Annotated in this window: 18 protein-coding genes and 1 tRNA gene; 6 read left to right on the forward strand and 13 right to left on the reverse strand. The window is 59.5% G+C overall.

The genetic code is table 11. From position 1 onward, the window contains the following. Both KGB25_RS14755 and KGB25_RS14760 read left to right on the forward strand, forming a co-directional pair. Positions 1-479, forward strand: a 479-nt coding sequence (locus KGB25_RS14755; RefSeq protein WP_223435466.1) for an S-type pyocin domain-containing protein, incomplete at its 5' end; no start/stop codon positions are given. Positions 480-486: 7 nt separating this feature from the next. Beyond that, entirely contained in the window at positions 487-762 is a 276-nt protein-coding gene (locus KGB25_RS14760; protein WP_008036245.1) for a bacteriocin immunity protein, read from the forward strand. 230 nt (positions 763-992) lie between these two features. On the opposite strand, the gene KGB25_RS14765 is transcribed toward KGB25_RS14760, so the two are convergent. The 3 genes from KGB25_RS14765 to ptsP are packed head-to-tail and all read right to left on the reverse strand — an operon-like array spanning position 993 to position 6,546. Then, complete coding sequence (locus tag KGB25_RS14765) at positions 993-2,732, reverse strand: PTS fructose-like transporter subunit IIB (RefSeq protein ID WP_223435468.1); 1,740 nt, start codon at positions 2,730-2,732, stop codon at positions 993-995. Positions 2,733-2,743: 11 nt separating this feature from the next. After that, entirely contained in the window at positions 2,744-3,685 is a 942-nt protein-coding gene (pfkB, locus tag KGB25_RS14770) for a 1-phosphofructokinase (RefSeq protein WP_207285292.1), read from the reverse strand. Beyond that, on the reverse strand, positions 3,685-6,546 hold the full coding sequence (gene ptsP, locus KGB25_RS14775) for a phosphoenolpyruvate--protein phosphotransferase (protein ID WP_223435470.1): 2,862 nt from the start codon (positions 6,544-6,546) through the stop codon (positions 3,685-3,687). Before ptsP ends, pfkB begins: the two co-directional genes overlap by 1 nt. Positions 6,547-6,828: 282 nt before the next feature. Between ptsP and cra the strand changes: the two genes are divergently transcribed. Beyond that, entirely contained in the window at positions 6,829-7,824 is a 996-nt protein-coding gene (gene cra, locus KGB25_RS14780; RefSeq protein ID WP_008036238.1) for a catabolite repressor/activator, read from the forward strand. A 3-nt stretch (positions 7,825-7,827) separates the two neighbouring features. Continuing rightward, complete coding sequence (locus tag KGB25_RS14785) at positions 7,828-8,604, forward strand: TatD family hydrolase (RefSeq protein WP_223435473.1); 777 nt, start codon at positions 7,828-7,830, stop codon at positions 8,602-8,604. On the opposite strand, the gene KGB25_RS14790 is transcribed toward KGB25_RS14785, so the two are convergent. From KGB25_RS14790 to KGB25_RS14810, 5 genes are all read right to left on the reverse strand, one after another. Next, on the reverse strand, positions 8,605-8,994 hold the full coding sequence (locus KGB25_RS14790; protein ID WP_192227700.1) for a hypothetical protein: 390 nt from the start codon (positions 8,992-8,994) through the stop codon (positions 8,605-8,607). Between the two features lie 236 nt (positions 8,995-9,230). Further along, positions 9,231-11,261: a methyl-accepting chemotaxis protein gene (locus KGB25_RS14795; protein WP_223435475.1), complete on the reverse strand. Its 2,031-nt coding sequence runs from the start codon at positions 11,259-11,261 to the stop codon at positions 9,231-9,233. Between the two features lie 241 nt (positions 11,262-11,502). Continuing rightward, complete coding sequence (gene ampE, locus KGB25_RS14800; RefSeq protein ID WP_008036227.1) at positions 11,503-12,339, reverse strand: regulatory signaling modulator protein AmpE; 837 nt, start codon at positions 12,337-12,339, stop codon at positions 11,503-11,505. Then, positions 12,336-12,896, reverse strand: coding sequence for a 1,6-anhydro-N-acetylmuramyl-L-alanine amidase AmpD (gene ampD / locus KGB25_RS14805; RefSeq protein ID WP_008024447.1), 561 nt, complete (start codon positions 12,894-12,896; stop codon positions 12,336-12,338). Before ampD ends, ampE begins: the two co-directional genes overlap by 4 nt. A gap of 64 nt (positions 12,897-12,960) precedes the next feature. Further along, on the reverse strand, positions 12,961-15,171 hold the full coding sequence (locus tag KGB25_RS14810) for a DUF1631 domain-containing protein (protein ID WP_223435476.1): 2,211 nt from the start codon (positions 15,169-15,171) through the stop codon (positions 12,961-12,963). A gap of 360 nt (positions 15,172-15,531) precedes the next feature. Between KGB25_RS14810 and nadC the strand changes: the two genes are divergently transcribed. Further along, on the forward strand, positions 15,532-16,380 hold the full coding sequence (nadC, locus tag KGB25_RS14815; RefSeq protein ID WP_008024450.1) for a carboxylating nicotinate-nucleotide diphosphorylase: 849 nt from the start codon (positions 15,532-15,534) through the stop codon (positions 16,378-16,380). 105 nt (positions 16,381-16,485) lie between these two features. Here nadC and KGB25_RS14820 read toward each other — a convergent pair whose 3' ends face one another. Further along, on the reverse strand, positions 16,486-16,791 hold the full coding sequence (locus KGB25_RS14820) for a DUF6388 family protein (protein WP_008024451.1): 306 nt from the start codon (positions 16,789-16,791) through the stop codon (positions 16,486-16,488). A gap of 316 nt (positions 16,792-17,107) precedes the next feature. Between KGB25_RS14820 and KGB25_RS14825 the strand changes: the two genes are divergently transcribed. After that, positions 17,108-18,148 (forward strand): hypothetical protein, encoded by a 1,041-nt coding sequence (locus KGB25_RS14825; RefSeq protein ID WP_207285297.1) that lies wholly within the window; start codon positions 17,108-17,110, stop codon positions 18,146-18,148. Between the two features lie 7 nt (positions 18,149-18,155). On the opposite strand, the gene KGB25_RS14830 is transcribed toward KGB25_RS14825, so the two are convergent. The 4 genes from KGB25_RS14830 to truB form a co-directional block, all read right to left on the reverse strand. After that, positions 18,156-18,231: transfer RNA gene (locus KGB25_RS14830), tRNA-Thr, on the reverse strand. A 139-nt stretch (positions 18,232-18,370) separates the two neighbouring features. Then, positions 18,371-20,476: a polyribonucleotide nucleotidyltransferase gene (gene pnp / locus KGB25_RS14835; protein ID WP_008024453.1), complete on the reverse strand. Its 2,106-nt coding sequence runs from the start codon at positions 20,474-20,476 to the stop codon at positions 18,371-18,373. A gap of 196 nt (positions 20,477-20,672) precedes the next feature. After that, the gene (gene rpsO, locus KGB25_RS14840; protein WP_003177875.1) at positions 20,673-20,942 is read right to left on the reverse strand and encodes a 30S ribosomal protein S15; all 270 of its coding nucleotides are present in this window, start codon (positions 20,940-20,942) and stop codon (positions 20,673-20,675) included. Between the two features lie 117 nt (positions 20,943-21,059). Then, on the reverse strand, positions 21,060-21,977 hold the full coding sequence (gene truB / locus KGB25_RS14845) for a tRNA pseudouridine(55) synthase TruB (protein ID WP_008024455.1): 918 nt from the start codon (positions 21,975-21,977) through the stop codon (positions 21,060-21,062).

Here is a 21,977-nt window from a genome sequence, read left to right on the forward strand (position 1 = left end):
ACCCGCAGCATCCGCCCGAATATCAGGATGCGATTATCTGGTTTCCGGCGGATGCCGGGCTTGAGCCAATCTACCTTGTGCTCAACGCTCGGTATGAGCCGGGTGGTGTTACGGGGGTGGGTGAAGATGTTGCGGGTATTTGGCTGGCGGGGGCAAATTCCGGCGTGGGGGCGCCGATCCCCACAGAAATTGCTGATGCATTAAGAGGCCGTAACTTCAAAAGTTTCGATAAATTCAGATCAGCATTTTGGGAGTCGATTTCAAAGTCGATGGTTGCTGATCAGTTCATCAAACAGAATGTGAGTCGGATGAAAGCAGGCCGGGCTCCACGGGTTAGAAAGGCCGATAGAGTTGGCGGTAGGCTGTCTTATGAACTGCACCATCTCGATTCTGTGTCGAAAGGTGGAGAGGTGTATGACGTCGACAACTTGCGAGTTAACACTCCAAGAAACCACATTGACATTCACCGGAACGAATAGGCGAGCCATGACAGACACACTTCTGAAAGATAGTTTTTCGCAGTACACAGAAGCAGAATTCATCGGGCTGCTAAAAGAATTGGCCAAGGAAGATGCAGAAGCCGAAACAGACGATCGTGCTGATCTGCTACTGCTGCATTTCGAGAAAATAAGTGAGCACCCTGACGGCTCGGACTTAATCTACTTCCCAGAAGAGGGGGCGGACAATTCCCCGGAGGGCATTACTCGGACGGTAAAAGAGTGGCGAGCAGCTCAAGGCCTGCCCGGATTCAAGGAGAAATGAGGCATGGCCATCCTGACTCCGAAAACAATCCAGCCCCACTGTGGGAGCGAGAGCGGTTTAGCACTCAGGAACTATGTTGGCTGGGAAACTGCTATCGCGAGCAAGCTTGCTCCTACAGGTCCGTGTCGTTCACGCGTTTTGTGATCGACTCTCACCTGTAGGAGCCGGCTTGCTGGCGATGGCGATTTCAAAACCGATATCGCCAGCAAGCTGGCTCCTACAAGGGTGGATTATGCGTTGACGGGTTCTATTGCCAACTCGACAACCTCAGGCCGCTTGACCACCGCATAAACCACCGCCGTCAGCAAACTCCCGGCCACAATCGCCAGCAAATACAACAACGCATGGTTGATCGCATTCGGGATCGCCAGCACGAACAATCCACCGTGCGGCGCCATCAGTTTGCAGCCGAAATACATCGACAGCGCACCGGTCAGCGCACCACCGGCAATGCTTGCCGGGATCACCCGCAGCGGGTCCTTGGCGGCAAACGGAATCGCGCCTTCGGAGATGAAGCACAGCCCCAGCACCAACGCTGCTTTACCCGCCTCGCGTTCAGTCTGGGCAAACTTGCGCCGGGCAATGAACGTGGCAATGCCCAGGCCAATCGGCGGCACCATCCCGGCGGCCATGGTCGCGGCCATCGGCGCATAGCTCTGGGACGCCAATAGCCCCACAGAGAAGGCATAAGCTGCCTTGTTGATCGGCCCGCCCAGGTCGACGCACATCATCCCGCCCAACAACACGCCGAGCAGAATCGCGTTGGTGGTGCCCATGCTGTCGAGGAAATGCGTGAGCCCGGTGAGCATCCCGGCCACCGGTTTGCCAACCACGTAGATCATCACCAACCCGGTGAACAGACTCGCCAGCAACGGGATGATCAGGATCGGTTTCAACGCTTCAAGGCTTTGCGGCAAACGCGCGTAACGGTTGATCGCCTGCGCCGCGTAACCGGCGATGAAACCGGCAATGATCCCGCCGATGAAACCGGCACCCAACGTGCTCGCCAGCAAGCCGCCAATCATCCCCGGCGCCAGGCCCGGACGGTCGGCAATCGAGTAGGCGATGTAGCCCGCCAGCAGCGGCACCATCAGCTTGAACGCGGTCTCGCCGCCGATCTGCATCAGCGCGGCGGCGAGTGTGCCTTCTTCCTTGAACGCGGTGATGCCGAACACGAACGACAAGGCAATCATCAGACCGCCCGCCACCACCATCGGCAGCATGAACGACACGCCCGTCAGCAGGTGTTTGTAGATGCCGGTCTTCTCTTGTTTGGCCGGGCCTTTGGCCCCGGTCGCGGCACTTTCCTGCTTGCCTTCGGCCAGTGCTTTGTTCAGCGTCGCTTCGGCTTGCTTCAAGGCGATGCCCGTGCCGCAACGGTAGATTTTCTTGCCGGCAAAACGCTCGGTCGCGACTTCGATATCGCAGGCCAGCAGCACCACGTCCGCGTCGGCAATCGCTGCCGCGCTCAACGGATTGCGCGCACCGACCGAGCCCTGGGTTTCGATTTGCAGGTCATAGCCCAATCGCTTGGCCGCTTGCTGCAAGGCTTCAGCGGCCATGAAAGTATGAGCAACGCCGGTCGGACACGCGGTGATCGCGACCAGTCGCGGAGCGCTTTTGGTAACGGCTGCAGGTTCGACGGTGACTTCAGCTGCGACGTAAACCTGCGCTTCTTCGGCACCGCGTCGCAGCACCGCTTCGACATCTTGCAGGGCGTGTGCCGGAGTGCTTTGGAACACACGCTTGCCGACGAATCGCGACATATCCACCGGCGCGCTGGTGACCAGCAACACCCACTCGGCGGCCTCGATCGTGGCCGCCGACAACTGGCGTTCCGGGTGCGCCACATCCACCACTTCGACACTGGTGCTCCAGCCCTGACGCTGCGCCGCGGCATCGAGCAAGCGGGCGCACAGCACGCTGGTGACCATGCCGTTGGGGCAAGCCGTAACGATGGCTAACTTCATGACAAACCCTCTTATTGTTCTGTCAGGGGGCGCACGCGCACACCCTGTTCGAGCCGCGCCAACTGCGCCGCATCGCCGATACCGAAACCGATCTGCGTGACCGCCATCGCCGCAATCGCCGTGGCGGTGCGCAGGGTCTGTTCCGGCGTATCGGGCTTAAGCAAACCGTGAAGCATGCCGGCCAGCAACGAATCCCCTGCGCCCACGGTGCTGGCGACGCTGACCTTGGGCGGCGTGGCGTGCAGCGCCGAACCGACACTGAACCAGTTCACACCGTCGGCACCGTGGGAAATCACCACGTGCTCGATGCCTTGGGCATGCAAACGGCTCGCGGCTTCGGCTTGAGCCGCAACCGAAACAACCTCGCAGCCGAGCACTTCGGCCAGCTCTTCGGTGTTCGGTTTGATCAGCCACGGACCGGCCTTGAGCGCCGCCCGCAATGCTTCGCCACTGGTATCGAGCGCGACGTTCAAGCCGAGGTTTTTCAAGCGCAGTACCAATGCCTGCAACCATTCAGGACTGACGCCTTGGGGCAGACTGCCGGCCACGACCACCGCGTCATGCCCCGGGGCAATCTGATCCAGTCGATCGAGCAACGCCTGCTGCGCCGCTTCACTGACCTTGGGTCCGGGACCGTTGATGTCGGTGATGCGCCCGTCGCTTTCCGCCAGTTTGAGGTTGCTGCGGGTCTCACCGGGAACGCGGATAAACGCGTCGACAAAACCGCGTTTGGCGAACAGGGTTTCGAACGCCTGAAGGTTGTCCTCGCCGAGAAAGCCGCTGACGGTGAGCGAATGCCCGAGGTCCGCCAGCACCTGCGCCACGTTCACGCCTTTACCGGCGGCGTGAGTGTGCATCTCGTCGCTGCGATTGACCTGGCCGGGCTCAAGGCGCGGCAACTGCACCGTCAGGTCCAGCGCCGGGTTGAGTGTCAGGGTCAGGATCTTGGCCATTACAGGGCCTCCACTAATGCGCGCACTTCATTGGCGCTGCCCACGGCCAGCGCCTGTCGGGCAAGGGTTTGAGTCTGGGTCAGGCTGAGTTCGCGGATGCGCGCCTTGACCTCGGCAATGCTGCGGCCCGACACGCTCAACTCGTCTACACCGAGGCCGACCAGCACCGGCACCGCCAGCGGATCGGCAGCCAGTTCGCCGCACACACCGACCCATTTGCCATGGGCATGGGCCGCGCGCACGGTGATGTCGATCAGTTGCAGCACCGCCGGGTGCAAGCCGTCAGCCTGGGCCGACAAGGTCGGATGACCACGGTCGATGGCCAAGGTGTATTGCGTGAGATCGTTGGTGCCGACGCTGAAAAAATCGACCTCTTTGGCCAGCACCGGCGCCAGCAGTGCGGCCGATGGCACTTCGATCATGATCCCCAGTTGCAGGTCCGCCACGGGGATTTCCAGACGCAGGCGCTCGGTCATGTCCCGCGCCTGACGCCACTCGTCAATGCTGCCGACCATCGGGAACATGATGCGCAGCGGGCGGTTGTCAGCGGCCCGCAGCAAGGCGCGCAATTGCGCTTCCATGATGTGCGGACGCTGCAAGGTCAGGCGAATGCCGCGCACACCAAGGAACGGGTTTTCTTCTTTCGCGATCGGCCAATACGGCAACGGCTTGTCGCCGCCAACGTCGAGGGTGCGGACCACCAGTGGCCGACCGGCGAGGCCATCGAGCACGCGCCGGTATTCGACTTCCTGAGTCGCTTCGTCCGGCGCTTGCGAGTGGGCCATGAAAATCAGTTCGGTGCGCAGCAGGCCAATGCCTTCGGCACCCTGCTCCACCGCGCTGGTGACGCCCGCGCTTTCGCCGATGTTGGCGAACACTTCGACCGCATGGCCGTCGGTAGTCAGCGCCGGTTGATGACGTTGTTCGGCCGCCGCTTTCAAGCGTTGCTCGCGGGTGTCGCGCTCTTCGGTGGCGCGCTGCAAGGTCGCCGCATCGGCGTCCACGTGCAGGCGACCGCGCTGGCCATCGAGCAGCAACGGCGTGCCCGGCGCCAGCAGCAACACCGCGGCACCTGCGCCGACCAATGCCGGAATGCCCAGCGCACGGGCGACGATGGCACTGTGCGCGGTGGCGCCGCCACGGGCGGTGAGAATGCCGGCGACACGGGTCGGATCGAGACGTGCCACGTCGGAAGGACCGACTTCGTCCATCACCAGAATGTACGGTTGATCGGGTTCGCTCGGGGTTTCGACGCCGCTCAGTTGCGCCAACACGCGACGGCCGATATCGCGCAAGTCCGCCGCACGCTCGGCAAGCAATGCGTCCTGCAGCGATTCCTGTTGTTTCGCCGCCGCTTCGATCACCGCCATCCACGCCGCTTCGGCGCTTTCGCCCTGCTTGAGGCGCGTCTCGACCTCATCGGTCAGTTCCGGGTCGTCGAGCATTTCCTGGTGGGTGATGAAGATTTCGCGAATGGCTTTGGATTTGCTGCGCTCGATCAAGCCTTCGATGTCGCGACGCACGTGCGCCAGCGCTTGTTTGAGACGCTCGCGTTCAATGGCGGCGGACTCACCGCGCAGCGGGTATTCGATGGTTTGCAGCACTTGAATATGCGCCGGACCGATGGCGATGCCCGGTGCGGCGGGGATGGCCTGAACCAGGCTGCCGGACGCCGGGGCGAACAGCACTTCGGCCACCTCGGTGATCACTTCGCGCTGCGGGCTCACGGCAGGCAAAGGCTCGACCTCTTCACCCAGCCCCTCTTCGATTGCCGCCAACAACGCTGGCAGGGCATCGGCGGCGATGCTCGGCTCGGCGATGAATTCCAGCACCTGACCGCGACGGGCGCCGAGGCTGAGCAGTTTGCTCAAGCTTTTCACCGACACCGCGCTGTCTTGGCCATCGACGATGCGCACACGAATTTCGCCTTCAAAACTCTTCGCCAGTTGCGCGAGGATCTTCGCCGGGCGCGCATGCAAACCGTGGGCATTGGCCAGCGCAATGCGTGCGCTCGGCCAGTCCGCCGGCAGTTCACCGCCGAGCACTTCGAGGACTTTTCGGCTGCTGGTGGCGCGTCCCAGTTCATGGCCACGGCCTTCGATCAGCAACGCGCAAAGGCGTTCGAGCAACGCCTGGTGCGCCTCGCCCAAGCTGGCCAGACAGAACAGACCGCTGAGCGGCTGGCCGAGGTAGCGCATCGGTTTGTCCGGCGTGACAAACGCCAGGCCCGGACGCTTCACCGTTTGCTCGCTGTGCAACCACCACAAACCGTCGCCCAGCGGCAACGCGTCGACTTGCTGCAAAACCGCAGAAAAACCATTGCTCACACAATCCGCCTGACGCAGCAAACGGGCACCGCGCCAGACCAGTTCTTCGAAGTCATCAGCCGACACCCCGAGGCCGATCATCTGCGCATCCAGCGCCAGTTCCTGCGGCGCGCCTTGCAGCAGTTTCAGCAACGCTTCGGCAGAACTGGCGCGACGCAGGGCCTGGCCCAGATCGGTTTCGCCAAGGGCGCGGGTCAGCAATTGCAACAGGCGCAAATGTTCATCGGATTTGGCCGCAATGCCGATCGCCAGGTAGACGATCTGACCATCGCCCCAATCCACGCCTTCGGGAAACTGCATCAGCCGCACGCCAGTGGAAAACACCTGATCGCGGGTTTGCGGCGTACCGTGGGGGATGGCAATACCTTGACCGAGAAAGGTCGAGCCCTGGGCTTCGCGCGCCTGCAAACCGGCGAGATAACCTTCGGCGACCAGGCCGTCGTTGACCAGATGCTGCGCCAACAAATGCAGTGCTGCGGACTTGTCCACGGCCGACTGGCCCATGGAAATCTGCTCTAGAGTGAGCTCGAGCATGCTTTCTCCTTTTTGGCACCTTGAGGTGCCAGGTATTGTTTTGAATGAGTCAGCTTAGGCGCTTAATCATCACTTTTGGCGGTTTCGCGGCAGAACCGGCCAAATGCACCTGATGCGTAGAAAATACGCTTGCTGAAACGTTTAATCTAGAATGATTGGCACGTTACTCGATAATGTCCCATCCTTGAAGTCCAACTTGTCGGATATGTTGCGACAATAGTCCCCTGCCTGAATCGGGTAGGATTGGCGAAAGTATCGGCCGAAAAACAAGGAAATCCCGAGTTGAAACTCAGTGATATCGCCCAACTGGCCGGTGTGTCCGTGACCACCGCCAGTTATGTCATCAACGGCAAGGCGGAACAGCAACGCATCAGCAGTGCCACCGTCGAGCGCGTGCGCGCGGTTGTTGAAGAACATGGCTTTACGCCCAATCCGCAAGCGGCCGGGCTGCGCAGTCGGCACACCCGCACGCTGGGTTTCATTCTGCCGGACCTGGAAAACCCCAGTTACGCACGTATCGCCAAGCTGCTGGAGCAAGGTGCCCGGGCCCGCGGTTATCAGTTGCTGATCGCCAGTTCCGACGATGCGCCGGACAGCGAACGGCAACTGCTGCAATTGTTCCGCGCCCGGCGCTGCGACGCGTTGATCGTCGCCAGTTGCCTGCCGTCCGGCGACGACAGTTACCGCCAGTTGCAAGCCAAAGGCATTCCGATCATCGCCATCGACCGGGTCATGGAGCCCGAGCATTTCTGCTCGGTGATCAGTGATGATCGTGAAGCCAGCCTGCAACTGACGCGCAGCCTGCTCGATCCATTGCCCAAGCAGATCGCCCTGATCGGCGCGCGCCCCGAACTGAGCATCAGTCAGGAACGGGCCGCCGGTTTCAAGGAAGCGCTGGCCGGGTTCAAAGGCGAGATCCTGATCGAACACGGCGAATCGTTCAGCCGTGAGTACGGCAAGCAACTGATGGAAGAAATGCTTCAGCGCCTGGGGCATTTGCCGGACGCGCTGGTGACCACTTCCTACGTGCTGCTCCAGGGTGTGTTCGACGCCTTGCACGACTTCCCGTTGAAAAACCGTCCGCTGCGCCTCGGCACATTCGGCGACACGCAGTTGCTGGACTTTCTGCCGCTGCCGGTCAACGCCATGGCCCAGCAACACCAGTTGATCGCCGACAAAGCACTGGAACTGGCCCTCGCCGCCATCGAGCAGTCCGATTACCAGCCCGGTGTGCAAGCCATTGCGCGGACCTTCAAGCAGCGTATTCGCCAGGACTGAACCGTGGAGCTGATCGACAGCCACACTCATCTGGATTTTCCGGACTTCGACGAGGATCGTCAGGCGCTGCTCGCCGAGAGCCGCGCCCTCGGCGTGCGGCGGATGGTGGTGCTGGGGGTTTATCAGGCCAATTGGCAGCGGGTCTTGGATCTGGTGCAAAGCGATCCCGATCTGTACGCGGCGTTCGGTTTGCACCCGGTGTATCTGGACGAGCATCGGCCTGAGGACCTACGCGAACTCGCCGAGTGGCTGACCCGCCTGGCCGGTCACCGACAGCTGTGCGCGGTGGGCGAGATTGGCCTGGATTACTTCATCGAAACCCTCGACCGCGAACGCCAGCAGACGTTGTTCGACGCGCAACTGCAACTGGCGGCGGACTTCAATCTGCCGGCTTTGATTCACGTGCGACGCAGCCATGCGGCGGTGATTGCCACGCTCAAGCGCTTCAAGTTGAAACGCGCGGGGATTATTCACGCCTTCGCCGGCAGCAAGGAAGAGGCCCGCGAGTACATCAGGCTCGGCTTCAAACTGGGCCTGGGCGGCGCGGCGACCTGGCCGCAGGCGTTGCGCATGCACCGGGTGCTCGCCGAGTTGCCGTTGGAGTCTGTGGTGCTGGAAACCGACTCACCGGACATGGCCCCCGCCATGTTTCCCGGTCAACGCAACAGCCCGGCGCATTTGCCGGCGATCTGCTCGGCGCTGGCCGCGATCATGGCGATCAGCCCTGAACGGCTGGCGGCTGTCAGCACAGCCAATGCGTGTGAGTTGTTCAACTGGTAATCAGTCGGCGTGAGCCTTGGCAGCTTCCAGAATCAGCGTCATGTGTTGTCGGTGACGGGCGAACCGGATAACCGCGAAGTAGACCAGAATCGCGATCAACGAAAAATTCAGCTGCTCGACCACGCTGAGCATCCCCACCCATTCCATCACCAACGCCACCAGCAACGCGGTGCAGACCATCACCAACGTACTCGCACGTAGCATCGCAAGCGAGTCGAGGGATTTGATGCGCCTGATCTGTTTCGGGTCGCTCAGTTGCAAGGCTTTGTGACAGTGGGAACAGGCGAAGGCTTCATGGATGGCAATGGCGTTGAGTTGCCAGGGTTCGAGCAGGAGTGTGCATCCGCAATGAGCACAATGGCCCTGGATTCCAGTTGTAGCGAAGGACATAACCGAGCCTCCTCAGAGTAGGTCAGGGTTGTGGATCATCCCTCATTGAAGACCAAAAACCAGACTCTGGAGGGAAATCGGATACCGCCTACTTGTGGAAGAAACAAGTACTACAGACAACGCACAAAACTGTAGGAGCAAGCTTGCTCGCGATAGCGGTCTGGTAAACACCCTGTAGGGTGAATGTACCTACGCCATCGCGAGCAGGCTCACTCCTACAGGGGTTATGCGATTCTTCAGACCCGGAACGCGCTGATCAACTGCTTGAGCTCCACCACCTGCGCCGACAACGCCCGGCTGGCGTCCTCGGTCTGGTGCGCACCTTCGGCAGTACGTTCGCCAGCCCGGTTGATCTCGACGATGTTCTGGTCAATGTCGTGGGCCACGGCGGTCTGCTGCTCTACGGCGGCCGCAATCTGCTGGTTCTGATCGACGATCATGCCGACAGCGCCAAGGATGTTTTCCAGCGCCTGCTGGACCTTTTCCGACTGCCCTACCGTGCCGTTGGCCATTTGATGACTGGTGCCCATAGCCTTCACCGCGGCACCGACACCGCTGTGCAGTTTGGCGATCATCTGTTCGATTTCTTCGGTCGATTGCTGGGTGCGTTTGGCCAGGGTCCGGACCTCGTCCGCCACCACCGCAAAACCACGCCCCTGCTCGCCTGCCCTCGCTGCTTCGATAGCGGCGTTGAGCGCCAGCAGGTTGGTCTGTTCGGCGATGCTTTTGATCACTTCCAGCACACGGCTGATGGACTGGCTGTCGCTGGCCAGTTGATTGATCACCAGCACCGACTGATCGATCTCGCTGGCCAGCGCAGCGATGCTGCCCTGCTGAGACTCCACCAACCCGCGACCGCTGATGGTTTCGTCGTTGACGCTGTGGGCGCTGCTGACCGCGGCGGCAGCGCTGCGGGCCACCTCCAGTGAGGTGGCCGACATTTGGTTCATCGCCGTGGCGACTTGCTCGATCTGCGTGCGTTGCCCCGCGACAGCCTGGTTGCTCTGGGCGGACACGTTCTCGACCTGACCGGCCTGACGCTCGACTTCCCCGACCGTTTGACCGACACGCTCGATCAAGTCATGGATTTTCTTCACCGTGCCGTTGAACACCTCGCCCAACTCGCCCAGTTCATCACGGCTGTTGGCGTTGAAAGTCACGGTCATGTCGCCGGCCGCGACCTTGTCCATCATCGCGCCAAGGCGCTTGAGGGTAGTGCGGGTCGAGGCGTAGAAGCCGCCGTAGAGATAAAAAATCAACACAAACACCACCGACAGCGCCACGGCCTGCAAGACCATGTGCGTGCGGTTCTGGCTCAGTCGTTGTTGCAATTGGGTGTCGAGGAATTTCAGGGTGGCTTCGTTGAGTTGGTAAGTCTGATCCATCAGGCCGCTGACCTGATCGTAGAAGGCCAGCCACGGCGCATCGAGGGTGTCGGCCATCACCACCTGCTCTTCGAACAGTTCACTGGCCTTTTTCAGCGACGCCTTGCTGCTCTCGGCCTGCGCCGCCAGGGTTTCACGTGCCGCCTTGCTCGACCCCAGCGCATCCTGCAACTTCAGACCGTACTCGGCTTGCAGCTTTTCAATCTGCACCAGCAATTCATCGAAGCGGGTGCTCGAAGAGGAATTGAGAAACCCTTGACCCAGCGAGTAGGAGCCCATGGCGCGACCATCGCCCAACGTCTGGGTGACGGGCGGCGTGACATTGGTGATGAGTTCGGTGAGCTGACGCATGTCGCTCTGATTGTCACGGCTCAAACCCGCCTGGCTGGCGATGATCTGGCTGAAAATCTGTGCATTGCCAAGCAACTTGCCAATCAGCGCACTTTTGCTTTGCAGGGAGTTTTCCGTTTGCTGGGCCTTGAACGCGCTGATCATTTCGTCGCGTTTGCCATCGAAAACGGTGATCAGTTCTGGATCGGTGGTCATCGCTGTCAGCCCTTGCAGGCGGGCCAGAACGTTTTGCTCCAGGGATGTGATCTGGGATTCGAGATTACCGGCCTTGCCGGACTGGCCAAGGATGACGTTGATCTGCACCAGGTTGTTCAGGGTTTCCAGGTCGCGTCGAAGCGACAGGCTGCTGCCCAGCAGGTCGAGGCTCTGCAGTTCCACCCGGGTGCCCTGGAATTCGCGATAGGAATCACGCACCAGATAAAAGTTGGTCACCAGCATGGGCACCAGGAACAGAACGCTGATCAGGCTGAACTTCATGCCGAAGCTCAGGCGATTCATTAGCGCGACGGCGGGATAGAGCAAGCTCTTCACTGGAAGTCTCCCTTGGGTTTCTTATTTTTATTGGCAGGCACAGACAAGCAGCAGATAGCCACTATTGAGTGCTATCTCTGTATAGCTTAAATCGACGGGAGGTTTTGTAACTTAAGGTTAACGGCAACCTCGGATCCTGTAGGAGCGAAGCTTGCTCGCGAAAGCGGTGGGTCAGGCGTATTCAATGTGAATGACACACCGCTTTCGCGAGCAAGCTTCGCTCCTACAGAGAGGATTGTGTTTAGGGGAAGACTGTCCACAGCGCGAAACCGGCGTACCAGAGCACTGCCGCACGCAGCAGCAGCTCCCAGATCCGGTCGAGGCTGTTGATGCCATCGGGCCCGACCACCGGCGCAGGAATTTCACCGGCCACCAGCCCGACCTTCTCGATCAATTGGGCGGCACTGATGTTCCAGTTCAGCAGTTCGCTCAGCATCACCCGACTGACGGCAACAAAGTTGCCGACCAGCGCGAAACTCGCCGCCAGCAGACGCACCGGCACCCAATCGAACGCGTGACGCAGTTGTGCGGCGCGCTCGACGACGGCCGGGTTCTGCCCGTGTTCTTCGGCGAGGGCCAGCAGTCGGTAGCTCAGCGCCGCCACCGGGCCCAGCAGGAAATACCAGAAAATCACCGCAAAAAAACTCTGGTACGCCTCCCAGAGCAGATGCCCCTCAACCCGTTCCAGTAGTTGCTCGCCGTTTTCGGCACAAATGTCCAGGTCACGTTTCGCTACATGAGCGGCAGCTTGCAGGTCTTCCCGGCGCCAGGCATCGCGAAACGGTCCGAGATCGGCCAGCAGATCACCGCGCCCCAGGCTATAAATCACCACCAGCAAATGCACCGGCAGCGCCAACAGACCGTAAGCGACCGGCTCCAGCACCACCAGCAACAACCCCAACAGCGCCACCGGCAGCAGCACCAGAATCAGCAAAATCAACCACGGGCGATTGACCATACGCGGGTTGGCTTCAAGCTTGTGCAACTCGGCCACCCAACCGCCATCACGTTGAACCCGATGGCGCAGGGCAGAGAACTTCTCGATCCAGACCGCCAACAGCAACACCAGAAAACTCATTGTGGTTCCTCTTTAGCCAGGGCCGCGCGATAACGCGCCCAGTCGAACGCAGGTCCGGGATCCGTCTTGCGCCCCGGCGCGATGTCGCTATGCCCGCAGATGCGCTGCGCGGTGATGCCCGTAAAAGCGCTTTGCAGTTGCAAGGTCAGGGCCGTCAACGCGTCATATTGAGCATCGGTGAACGGCAGATCATCCGTGCCTTCAAGCTCGATGCCCACGGAAAAATCGTTACAGGTTTCCCGGCCGTCGAAACACGACACACCGGCATGCCAGGCGCGTTCAAGACAAGAGACAAACTGAGTGACGGTGCCGTCACGCTCAATCAGAAAATGCGCAGACACCCGTAGGTCAGCGATCCCTTCAAAGTAGGGATGCTCTGTGACATCCAGCCGGTTCTGGAAAAATTCCTGCACCTTGCCGGTGGCAAACTGCGCCGGCGGCAGACTGATGTTGTGGATCACCAGCAGGGAAATTTCGCCCGTGGGGCGCGCATTGAAGTTGGGTGAAGGGCATACGTTCACGCCCTGACACCAACCGCTCGCGGGGTCCAACTGCATACAGGTTCCTTCAACGACGACTGTGTTGGTGCCCAGTATGCCGCGATAGACCCTCGGCGCGCGATCACTTGCCGCGATTGAGCCGCCGCAGGTTGCCGACCACCGACTCCAGGGCCCGATCGAACAGCAAGGTGTCGTCGAGGGTGCGCACCGCGCCACGACGAAAATCCAGTGCCAGCCCGGTACGGCTGCGCTCCAGCACTTTCATGCCGGTGCGGTTGACGAAAATGTACTTGCCCGTGGCTTCGATGATCGCGGCGAGCTTGCAGCGCAGGGTGTTTTCCTCATCTTCCTGAAATTCGACCCAGCAGCCCGCGTGCAACTGATCGACCTGAAGCAGGCCCGGATCATCCGCCGGCAAGCGCACCGAGACCGATTCCACCGGCCCTTCGTCGGCGGTGAGCAGCACGATTTCTTCGCGCACTTCAACCATCAGCGGCGCATCGACTGGACGGGTGGCGGCCGGTGCCTGGTCCGCTCGTTCGAACAATTGAACGTGCAAGCCTTCCAGCTCGCTGAAAAACTCTCCGGTGGCGAACGGATCGAACGCCGAACTGCTCAACCCGTCGCGCAGGGACTTGAGCAACCCCGGCACCAGTGCCAACAGGCGCAGGCTTGCGTCAGCGTCGTCATGGCGCTGCACGCTCCAGATCAATTGCTCCATGGTTTGCACATCCGCATGCCACTCGGCGGACTGATCGCCGTGCTTGAGGCAGGTCAGCAGCAGCACCTGGCTCCAGGCGTCCTGAACAAACGCCACCACCCGTTGCGGCAGCACTTTGCCCAACAGCGCCTGATTCAACGCCAGCTCGACACGTTGCCGGGCCAGTTCGGTTTTGGCGCGGCCCTCTTCGGCGTCGCGGGTACGCTGCTCCAACAAATCGCTGCGACGACGCTCGTCGCTGGTGAACGCCAGAAAATCCGCCAGCAATTCGGAGAAGATCGCCGGATCGTCGACAAAGTCGTTCAACAAACGCTGCACCACTTGCTCGATGCGCAGGTACAGGCTGTCGCGCTCATGGTCATCGCACTCGCCCCAGCCCAGGGCCGCGGCGGCGATTTCGTTGAGCAGACGGCGGGCCGGGTGACTGCTGCGGCTGAAGAAACTCTTGTCGATCACCGCCACTTTCAGCATCGGGATCTGCAAGCGCCCGATCAGCGCCTTGAGAGAATCCGGCAGATTGCGGTCATCGAGGATGCATTCGAAGAGCATGGCGATCAGGTTGATCACATCTTCGTCAGCGACGCCGACTACACGCGACTTGCCACTTTTGACGCTGACCCGGGTCAGCAGTTGCTCAAGCTGGTTTCGCAGGTCGAATTCGTCCTGGACCGCCGGAGCCGGCACGTACTGCTGCAAGTGCGAGAGCAGCCGCAGCAGGTCGCGGGTGGATATCGGTTGCGTCTGAGCACTGGTTTCCAGCGTTGGCGCGACACTGCCACGCACGTGGAGCAGCAATTCCTGCAATGCCGCGAACACTTCCTGCACGCTGTCGTCGATTGGCGTGCTGTCCCAACGGTTGCCAGCCTCGTCGGGCTCGGCACGAACACTGGCCTGCGCACGATCAATGGCACGCCGATTCGGGGCCGGCTTCAGGTCGGGCAATATGCCGGTGGCGATCAATATCTGATTGGCTTCGGTGTAGAGCTGATCGGCATCACTGAGCACATAACGCTCGAAAAGCTTGAGGATGATCAACTTGACCTTGATCTCGACCCCCAGGTTGCGCCCGGCCTGCATGAAATACTCACAGAGCATCGCCGGGCCCAGGGGATTGCGCGTAGTCACCAGCTGCTTGCCCAGCAACGTGCTGAGCCGGGCGGTCAATTGATCAAGCGCAAAACCGTCGCGGCTCAGCACTTTATTGACCATGGCCTCGACCGCCACGCGACGTTCCAGCTCATCACCGGACTGTTGCGCCTGAATATCGAGGGTCAATGCCGGCGGCAAGACCGTCTGAATACTGCCTGCGAGACCGACAAACGCTTCGAAGAACTGTTCGAGAAACGCCCGCTCGATATTTTTGCGCTTGAGGCGCAAATCGCGCATGGCTTCAAAAAAGATGTTCTGCTCGACGTCATTGCGGGCCCGGTCAGCCATTTCGAACAGCGTGTCGTCGGCGTTATCGAACAGCTCCTGCAGAGCATGCCGGAGCTGTTGAGCGGCCTTGTCGCGAACCTGAAGCAGAATCACAGGCAGGCGGGCGAGCGGCGAGTGACTCGCCTGATCGGTAGTTGCCTTGTGCAAAGGCACTACATTCCCGTCGTTGTGCATCCTGGCCTCCTGAAACGGTGATGCTTCGGTTCGGTTGGAAAGATCGAGTGCGCCAGCCTCACAGCCGCGCGCAACAGAAGACAATGCCCGCCCGCTGTCATTCAATAATCGGCGAACCAAAGACACGTCAAAGACATGACGTCAAATGCAAGGCGCATTATCTTGCAAAAGATGTCCCGTATGCCAGCAGACTCTGTGTTTCTCTTTGAAATAGACGCCCGCAAAGGACCGCTGCTGAACCTCGCAGGCTCAAGAGATTCGACCAAATGCAGGTTTCAGAACGACCGGAAGGTCTCGCGCGCCTTGGGTTGCCCCGCGCCATGGCCCTATAATCGAGCCACTTTGTTTGTGGAGTCCGTTATGCCGAATCTACGTCTCGCCGATCTGACCGCCGAAATCGAAGCCAACGTACGCCGTGCGTTGCGCGAAGACATCGGCAGCGGCGACATCACCGCGCAGCTGATCCCGGCCGAACGCCTGGCCAAAGCCACCATCATCACGCGCGACGCCGCGGTCATCGCCGGCACCGCTTGGGTTGACGCGGTTTTCCGGCAACTGGACCCACGAGTTGCCGTGCATTGGCAGGTGGCCGATGGCGAACGGGTGAAGCCCAATCAAGTGCTGTTCCACCTTGAAGGCCCTGCCCGCTCGCTGCTCACAGGCGAGCGCAGTGCGCTGAATTTCCTGCAATTGCTCTCCGGCGTGGCCACTCGTGCGCAATACCTGGCGGATTTCGTCGCCGAGACGCAAGTGAAGCTGCTCGACACCCGCAAAACCCTGCCGGGGCTGCGCCTGGCGCAAAAGTACGCCGTGACCTGCGGCGGCTGCCACAACCACCGCATCGGCCTGTACGACGCCTTCCTGATCAAGGAAAACCACATTGCTGCCAGCGGCGGCATCCCTGAAGCGATCAACGCCGCGCACAAGATCGCCCCGGGCAAACCGGTGGAGATCGAAGTGGAAAGCCTGGCGGAGCTGAAGGAAGCGCTTGCGGCGGGTGCCGACATCATCATGCTCGATGAGTTGAGCCTGGATGACATGCGCGAGGCCGTGCGCCTGAATGGCGGCAAGGCAAAACTGGAAGCCAGCGGCGGCATCAACGAAAGCACGCTGCTGCCGATCGCCGAAACCGGGGTGGATTACATTTCGATTGGTGCGATGACCAAGGACGTGAAGGCTGTCGATCTGTCGATGCGTTTAAGCCTCTGAAATTTCCTGAACGACATGAAACTGTAGGAGCCAGCTTGCTGGCGATCCAGGCGACGCGGTTTACCCGTTACGCCGCCTTCGCCAGCAAGCCGGCTCCTACATGGGTCAGACCACCAGATTATTCATCTCGCAGTACTCTTCCCACTCGACGCCCAATACCTCGGCCGCCTCTTTGTGCAGCACCAGTCGCGCCGCTTCAAACTCTTCCGGGCTCGAGGTGTACTTGAGCGTCAGCTCCCACGGCTGCAGGCCCTGGGCTTCTGCTTCATCCTCGAACGCCCATTGAATCTGGTCTTTCTGATCGTCGGCGGGCAAGTCCTTGATCTCTTCCAGCAGTTGGGGCGCGTCCAGCACGTACTTCTTCAGCGCTTCTTCGTGCCTGGCTTCCTGGGTCAATTCTTTAACGGTCATTTCGTTCTCGCTGATCGGGGGAATGGAAGATGGATCTGGATCATCAAGGATCTCTCTGACGCAAAAAACCGTGTGAAGCCCGGTTTGTCTGGCCTTCAGAACCATTCGTGGATCATTTGAAAACTGCAGGGTGATGCTCGTGCAATATCCGAATATAGGACGTTTGGAAGACGATTTATATGGACTTTTACATCAAATCTACAAAAAAAATGCCGAGCGGTTTTTCTGAAAATATTCCCTCGCCACGCAGGAACAACCTTCAAAAAGCAAAGTCATAGCGATGTGCCATCTAGGCACTTCACAAGGAACTCAGGTGATGCGTATTTTCAAGAAGCTTCCGTCTACCCTGTTGGCAACAGGCATGGCCGCCCTTTTTCTTGGCAACATGGCAATGGCCAATACGGCCCAAGCCGGTCTGGAGTTCGCCTCAGACAACCCTTCCTCCACCGACAGCTTCCTCGTCTTTCACAGACTGTATGGTAAAGACGTCATGGTCAGGAGCAATCTCAGTGTCGAGGGTGTGGAAACACTGCAACGCACCGCTAAAACCAACACGGATGACATCAAGGAACTCAAGAATCTCCTCGAAGCGCAGGCTCGTCTCATCGAGGAACTCAAGCGCAACAACGGAACAAGCTCCAGTTCGAGTGCCAGTGAGATAACCAACCTCAAACGCACTGCCACCGAACAGGACAAGGATCTGAAAGAACTCACCAAGCAATTGGAAGAGTTCAAACGCAACAGTGGTTCGAGTTCCAGCTCCAGTTCCAGCGAAGTGGCCAACCTCAAGCGCACGCTCACTGAACAGGAAACCGGCCTGAGAAACCTCGCCAAAGCAGTGGACGAACTCAAGCGCAACAGCAGCTCGAACTCCGGTTCAAGCGCCAGTTCCAGCGAAGTGAGCGACCTCAAGCGCACGGTCAGTGAACAGGACAACGGCCTGAAAAACCTTGCTAAAGCGGTGGACGATCTCAAGCGCAGCAGCAGCAGCTCGAATTCCGGCTCAAGCGCCAGTTCCAGCGAAGTGAGCGACCTCAAGCGCACGGTCAGTGAACAGGACAACAGCCTGAAAAAGCTCGCCAGCCAAATGGACGATCTCAAGCGCAGCAGCGGCTCGAACTCCAGTTCAAGCTCCAGCTCCAGCGAAGTGAGCGACCTCAAGCGCACCGTCAGCGCACAGGACAACGACTTGAAAAGGCTCGCCAGTCAGGTGGAAGACTTGAAACGTAGCGCCGGGTCGAGTTCCAGCGCGAGTTCCAGCGACCTGTCCAGCCTCAAGCGGGACGTCAGCAATCAGGACAGCCAACTGGATCAGCTGAAACGCGCCGTGGATGATCTGAGAAGCAAGGTGAAATAACAGGGGATGGTGCCCGAGACAGGAATCGAACCTGCGACCTTCGCGTTACGAGTGCGCTGCTCTACCGGCTGAGCTACACGGGCGGTGAGCTAAACCTAGCATCGAGATTGGAAGCGGGCAAATCCACAAACCGTTTCCAGTTTTCGCAGACAAAAAAATGCCCCGCAGTTTTCACTGCGGGGCATTTTTTATAACGTTGAAGCGGTCAGGCGTGGGGAGTGATTAAACGCCCGAAGCCTTGGCTGCTGCTACGTCTTTGATGGAGAGCTTGATACGGCCGCGGTTATCCACGTCCAGTACCAGCACTTCCACTTCCTGGCCTTCTTTCAGGATGTCGGTCACTTTCTCAACGCGAGCATCGCTCAGCATCGAGATGTGAACCAGACCGTCCTTGCCCGGCAGGATGTTGACGAATGCGCCGAAATCGACGATGCGCTCAACTTTACCGACGTAGATCTTGCCGATTTCAGCTTCTGCGGTGATGCCCAGAACGCGCTGACGTGCTGCTTCAGCCGCTTCCTTGGTTTCGCCGAAGATCTTGATCGAGCCGTCGTCTTCGATATCGATCGAAGCTTTGGTCTCTTCACAGATCGCACGAATGGTCGCGCCGCCTTTACCGATGACATCACGGATTTTGTCGGTGTCGATTTTCATCGCGATCATGGTCGGAGCGTTTTCCGACAGCTCGGTACGCGACTGGCCAATGATCTGGTTCATCTGACCGAGGATGTTCAGGCGCGCTTCCAGGGCTTGGCCCAGAGCGATCTCCATGATTTCTTCGGTGATGCCTTTGATCTTGATGTCCATCTGCAGCGCGGTAACACCTTTGGCGGTACCAGCTACTTTGAAGTCCATGTCGCCGAGGTGGTCTTCGTCACCCAGGATGTCGGTCAGGACAGCGAATTTCTCGCCTTCTTTAACCAGACCCATCGCGATACCGGCAACCGGTGCCTTCATCGGAACGCCGGCGTCCATCAGGGCCAGGGAAGCGCCGCAGACCGAAGCCATGGAGCTCGAACCGTTGGATTCGGTGATTTCCGATACAACACGGATGGTGTACGGGAACACGTCGGCAGCAGGCAGCATGGCCTGAACCGAACGGCGGGCCAGACGGCCGTGACCGATTTCGCGACGACCAGCGCCACCCATGCGACCACACTCACCTACCGAGAACGGAGGGAAGTTGTAGTGCAGCATGAACGGGTCTTTTTTCTCGCCTTCCAGGGTGTCCAGCAGTTGTGCGTCACGGGCGGTGCCCAGTGTTGCAACGACCAGAGCCTGGGTTTCGCCACGGGTGAACAGAGCCGAACCGTGGGTCTTTGGCAGAACACCGACTTCGATGTTCAAAGGACGTACGGTCTTGGTGTCGCGGCCGTCGATACGTGGCTTGCCGTTTACGATGTTTTCGCGAACGGTGCGGTATTCGATTTCGCCGAAAGCAGCTTTGACTTCGCTGGAAGAAGGCTGGCCTTCTTCACCGGACAGCTTGGCAACTACCTGGTCCTTCAGTTCACCCAGGCGAGCGTAACGGTCGGCCTTGATGGTGATGGTGTAAGCCTGGGAGATCGCGTCGCCGAATTCAGCACGGATAGCGCCCAGCAGAGCAGTGGCTTCTGGCTGTGGAGCCCAGGTCCAGGTCGGCTTGGCAGCTTCGGCGGCCAGTTCCTTGACGGCGTTGATCACCACCTGGAACTCGTCGTGAGCAAACAGTACCGCGCCCAGCATCTGGTCTTCGGTCAGCTCTTTGGCTTCCGATTCAACCATCAGAACGGCTTCCGAAGTACCGGCAACGACCATGTCCAGGCTCGATGCTTTCAGTTGTTCGTAAGTCGGGTTCAGCAGGTAGCCGGTGCTTTCGTGGAACGCAACGCGGGCAGCGCCGATCGGGCCATCGAAAGGAATGCCGGAGATGGCCAGCGCAGCCGAGGTACCGATCATCGCAGCGATGTCCGGATCGGTCTTCTTGCTGGTGGAAACGACGGTGCAGACAACCTGCACTTCGTTCATGAAGCCTTCCGGGAACAGCGGACGGATCGGACGGTCGATCAGTCGGGAAGTCAGGGTTTCTTTCTCGGAAGGACGGCCTTCGCGCTTGAAGAAACCGCCAGGGATCTTACCGGCAGCGTAAGTCTTTTCCTGGTAGTGAACGGACAGAGGGAAGAAGCCCTTGCCTGGATCGGCTTGCTTGGCACCGACTACGGTCACCAATACGCTGACGTCGTCGTCAACGGTGACCAATACTGCGCCGGAGGCCTGACGGGCGATACGGCCAGTCTCAAGGGTAACGGTCGACTGACCGAACTGGAATTTTTTGATTACCGGGTTCACGGTGTCCTACCTTCTTTTGTGGCTCTTGGGGAACTTGTCTTCTTGCGAAATTCTTGGGCAATGTCGGGAATCGGCCCAACGCCTGTCCAGGGTAAAACGGTGTATCCAGATAAAACTTGAGGCTGGGAGCCTGCCATGCACCTGCGGGAAACCCACTGATGCACGGCAGACAACCAACCTCTAGCGCAATCGCTTATTAGCGACGCAGACCCAGGCGACCGATCAGAGTCTGATAACGACCCAGATCCTTGCCTTTCAGGTAGTCCAGCAGCTTACGACGCTGGTTTACCATGCGGATCAGACCACGACGGGAGTGGTGATCTTTACCGTTGGCCTTGAAGTGACCTTGCAGCTTGTTGATGTTGTGGGTCAGCAGTGCAACTTGCACTTCTGGCGAACCAGTGTCACCAACAGCTTGCTGGTAGTCAGCTACGATTTGAGCTTTTTCTTGAACGTCGAGAGCCATGAGGCAATCCTTTTATCAGGAAACTGTTTCAAAGAAACAGTTTCAACAGGCCAGGGACAAATCCCTGTATCTAAAAATGAGTAGTGACCGTGCCTGTTAACAGCCACCCTCGTCCGGTCATTCTGACCGAATCAATCGACGCGGCGCGATGCGCCCGTCTTCGCTCACTTCACCGATACCGATGAAGCGACCATTGTGATCCTGTACCCGTACCATGCCGAACTTCGGAGCATCCGGGGCGCGAACCGGCTGGCCGTTGAGCCAGTAGAACGCGCTCGCTTCCGAGAACTGCAGCAGTGGCCAATCCAGCAGGCCGCTGTCCGATGGCATCAGGAAGCGGTCGACCGCTTCGTTGCCGCCTTCGGCATGTACCGCTTCCAGCTCTTCAAGCGTGACAGTCTGCGCCAGCGTGAAAGGCCCGGCCTGGGTACGTCGCAATTCAGCAACGTAAGCGCCACAACCGAGTTGCTCACCGATATCCTCCACCAGGGTGCGGATATAGGTGCCTTTGCTGCAATCCACCGCAAGCCGCGCAGTATCACCTTCAAAGGCCAGCAATTCCAAGCGCGCAATAGTAACAGAACGCGGTTCGCGCTCCACTACTTCGCCTGCACGTGCCAGCTTGTACAGCGGCTGGCCATCACGCTTGAGCGCCGAGTACATCGGCGGTATCTGACTGATTTGCCCACGAAATTTCGGCAGTACCGCTTCGACATCGGATCGACCAACGGTCACCGGGCGCTCCTGCAAAACTTCACCTTCGGCATCAGCCGTGGTGGTGGTTTTGCCCAGTTGCGCCAGGGTTTCATAACCCTTGTCGGAATCGAGCAGGTATTGCGAGAACTTGGTCGCCTCACCGAAGCACAACGGCAACACGCCGGTGGCCAGCGGATCAAGACTGCCGGTGTGCCCGGCCTTCTCGGCGTTCAGCAACCAGCGAACCTTCTGCAACGCCGCGTTGGAGGTGAACCCCAGCGGTTTGTCGAGCAGGATAATGCCGCTGACGTTACGACGGATACGTTTGACCTGAGCCAC

The organism is Pseudomonas sp. BF-RE-21 (assembly GCF_019947305.1).
Classification (GTDB): Bacteria; Pseudomonadota; Gammaproteobacteria; order Pseudomonadales; family Pseudomonadaceae; genus Aquipseudomonas; species Aquipseudomonas migulae.

Coding starts and splice junctions, on each gene's coding strand:
- KGB25_RS14760 (WP_008036245.1), top strand. CDS start 487: ATGACAGACACACTTCTGAAAGATAGTTTTTCGCAGTACACAGAAGCA.
- KGB25_RS14765 (WP_223435468.1), bottom strand. CDS start 2,732: ATGAAGTTAGCCATCGTTACGGCTTGCCCCAACGGCATGGTCACCAGC.
- pfkB (WP_207285292.1), bottom strand. CDS start 3,685: ATGGCCAAGATCCTGACCCTGACACTCAACCCGGCGCTGGACCTGACG.
- ptsP (WP_223435470.1), bottom strand. CDS start 6,546: ATGCTCGAGCTCACTCTAGAGCAGATTTCCATGGGCCAGTCGGCCGTG.
- KGB25_RS14790 (WP_192227700.1), bottom strand. CDS start 8,994: ATGTCCTTCGCTACAACTGGAATCCAGGGCCATTGTGCTCATTGCGGA.
- ampE (WP_008036227.1), bottom strand. CDS start 12,339: ATGAGTTTTCTGGTGTTGCTGTTGGCGGTCTGGATCGAGAAGTTCTCT.
- ampD (WP_008024447.1), bottom strand. CDS start 12,896: ATGCAGTTGGACCCCGCGAGCGGTTGGTGTCAGGGCGTGAACGTATGC.
- KGB25_RS14810 (WP_223435476.1), bottom strand. CDS start 15,171: ATGCACAACGACGGGAATGTAGTGCCTTTGCACAAGGCAACTACCGAT.
- nadC (WP_008024450.1), top strand. CDS start 15,532: ATGCCGAATCTACGTCTCGCCGATCTGACCGCCGAAATCGAAGCCAAC.
- KGB25_RS14820 (WP_008024451.1), bottom strand. CDS start 16,791: ATGACCGTTAAAGAATTGACCCAGGAAGCCAGGCACGAAGAAGCGCTG.
- KGB25_RS14825 (WP_207285297.1), top strand. CDS start 17,108: ATGCGTATTTTCAAGAAGCTTCCGTCTACCCTGTTGGCAACAGGCATG.
- rpsO (WP_003177875.1), bottom strand. CDS start 20,942: ATGGCTCTCGACGTTCAAGAAAAAGCTCAAATCGTAGCTGACTACCAG.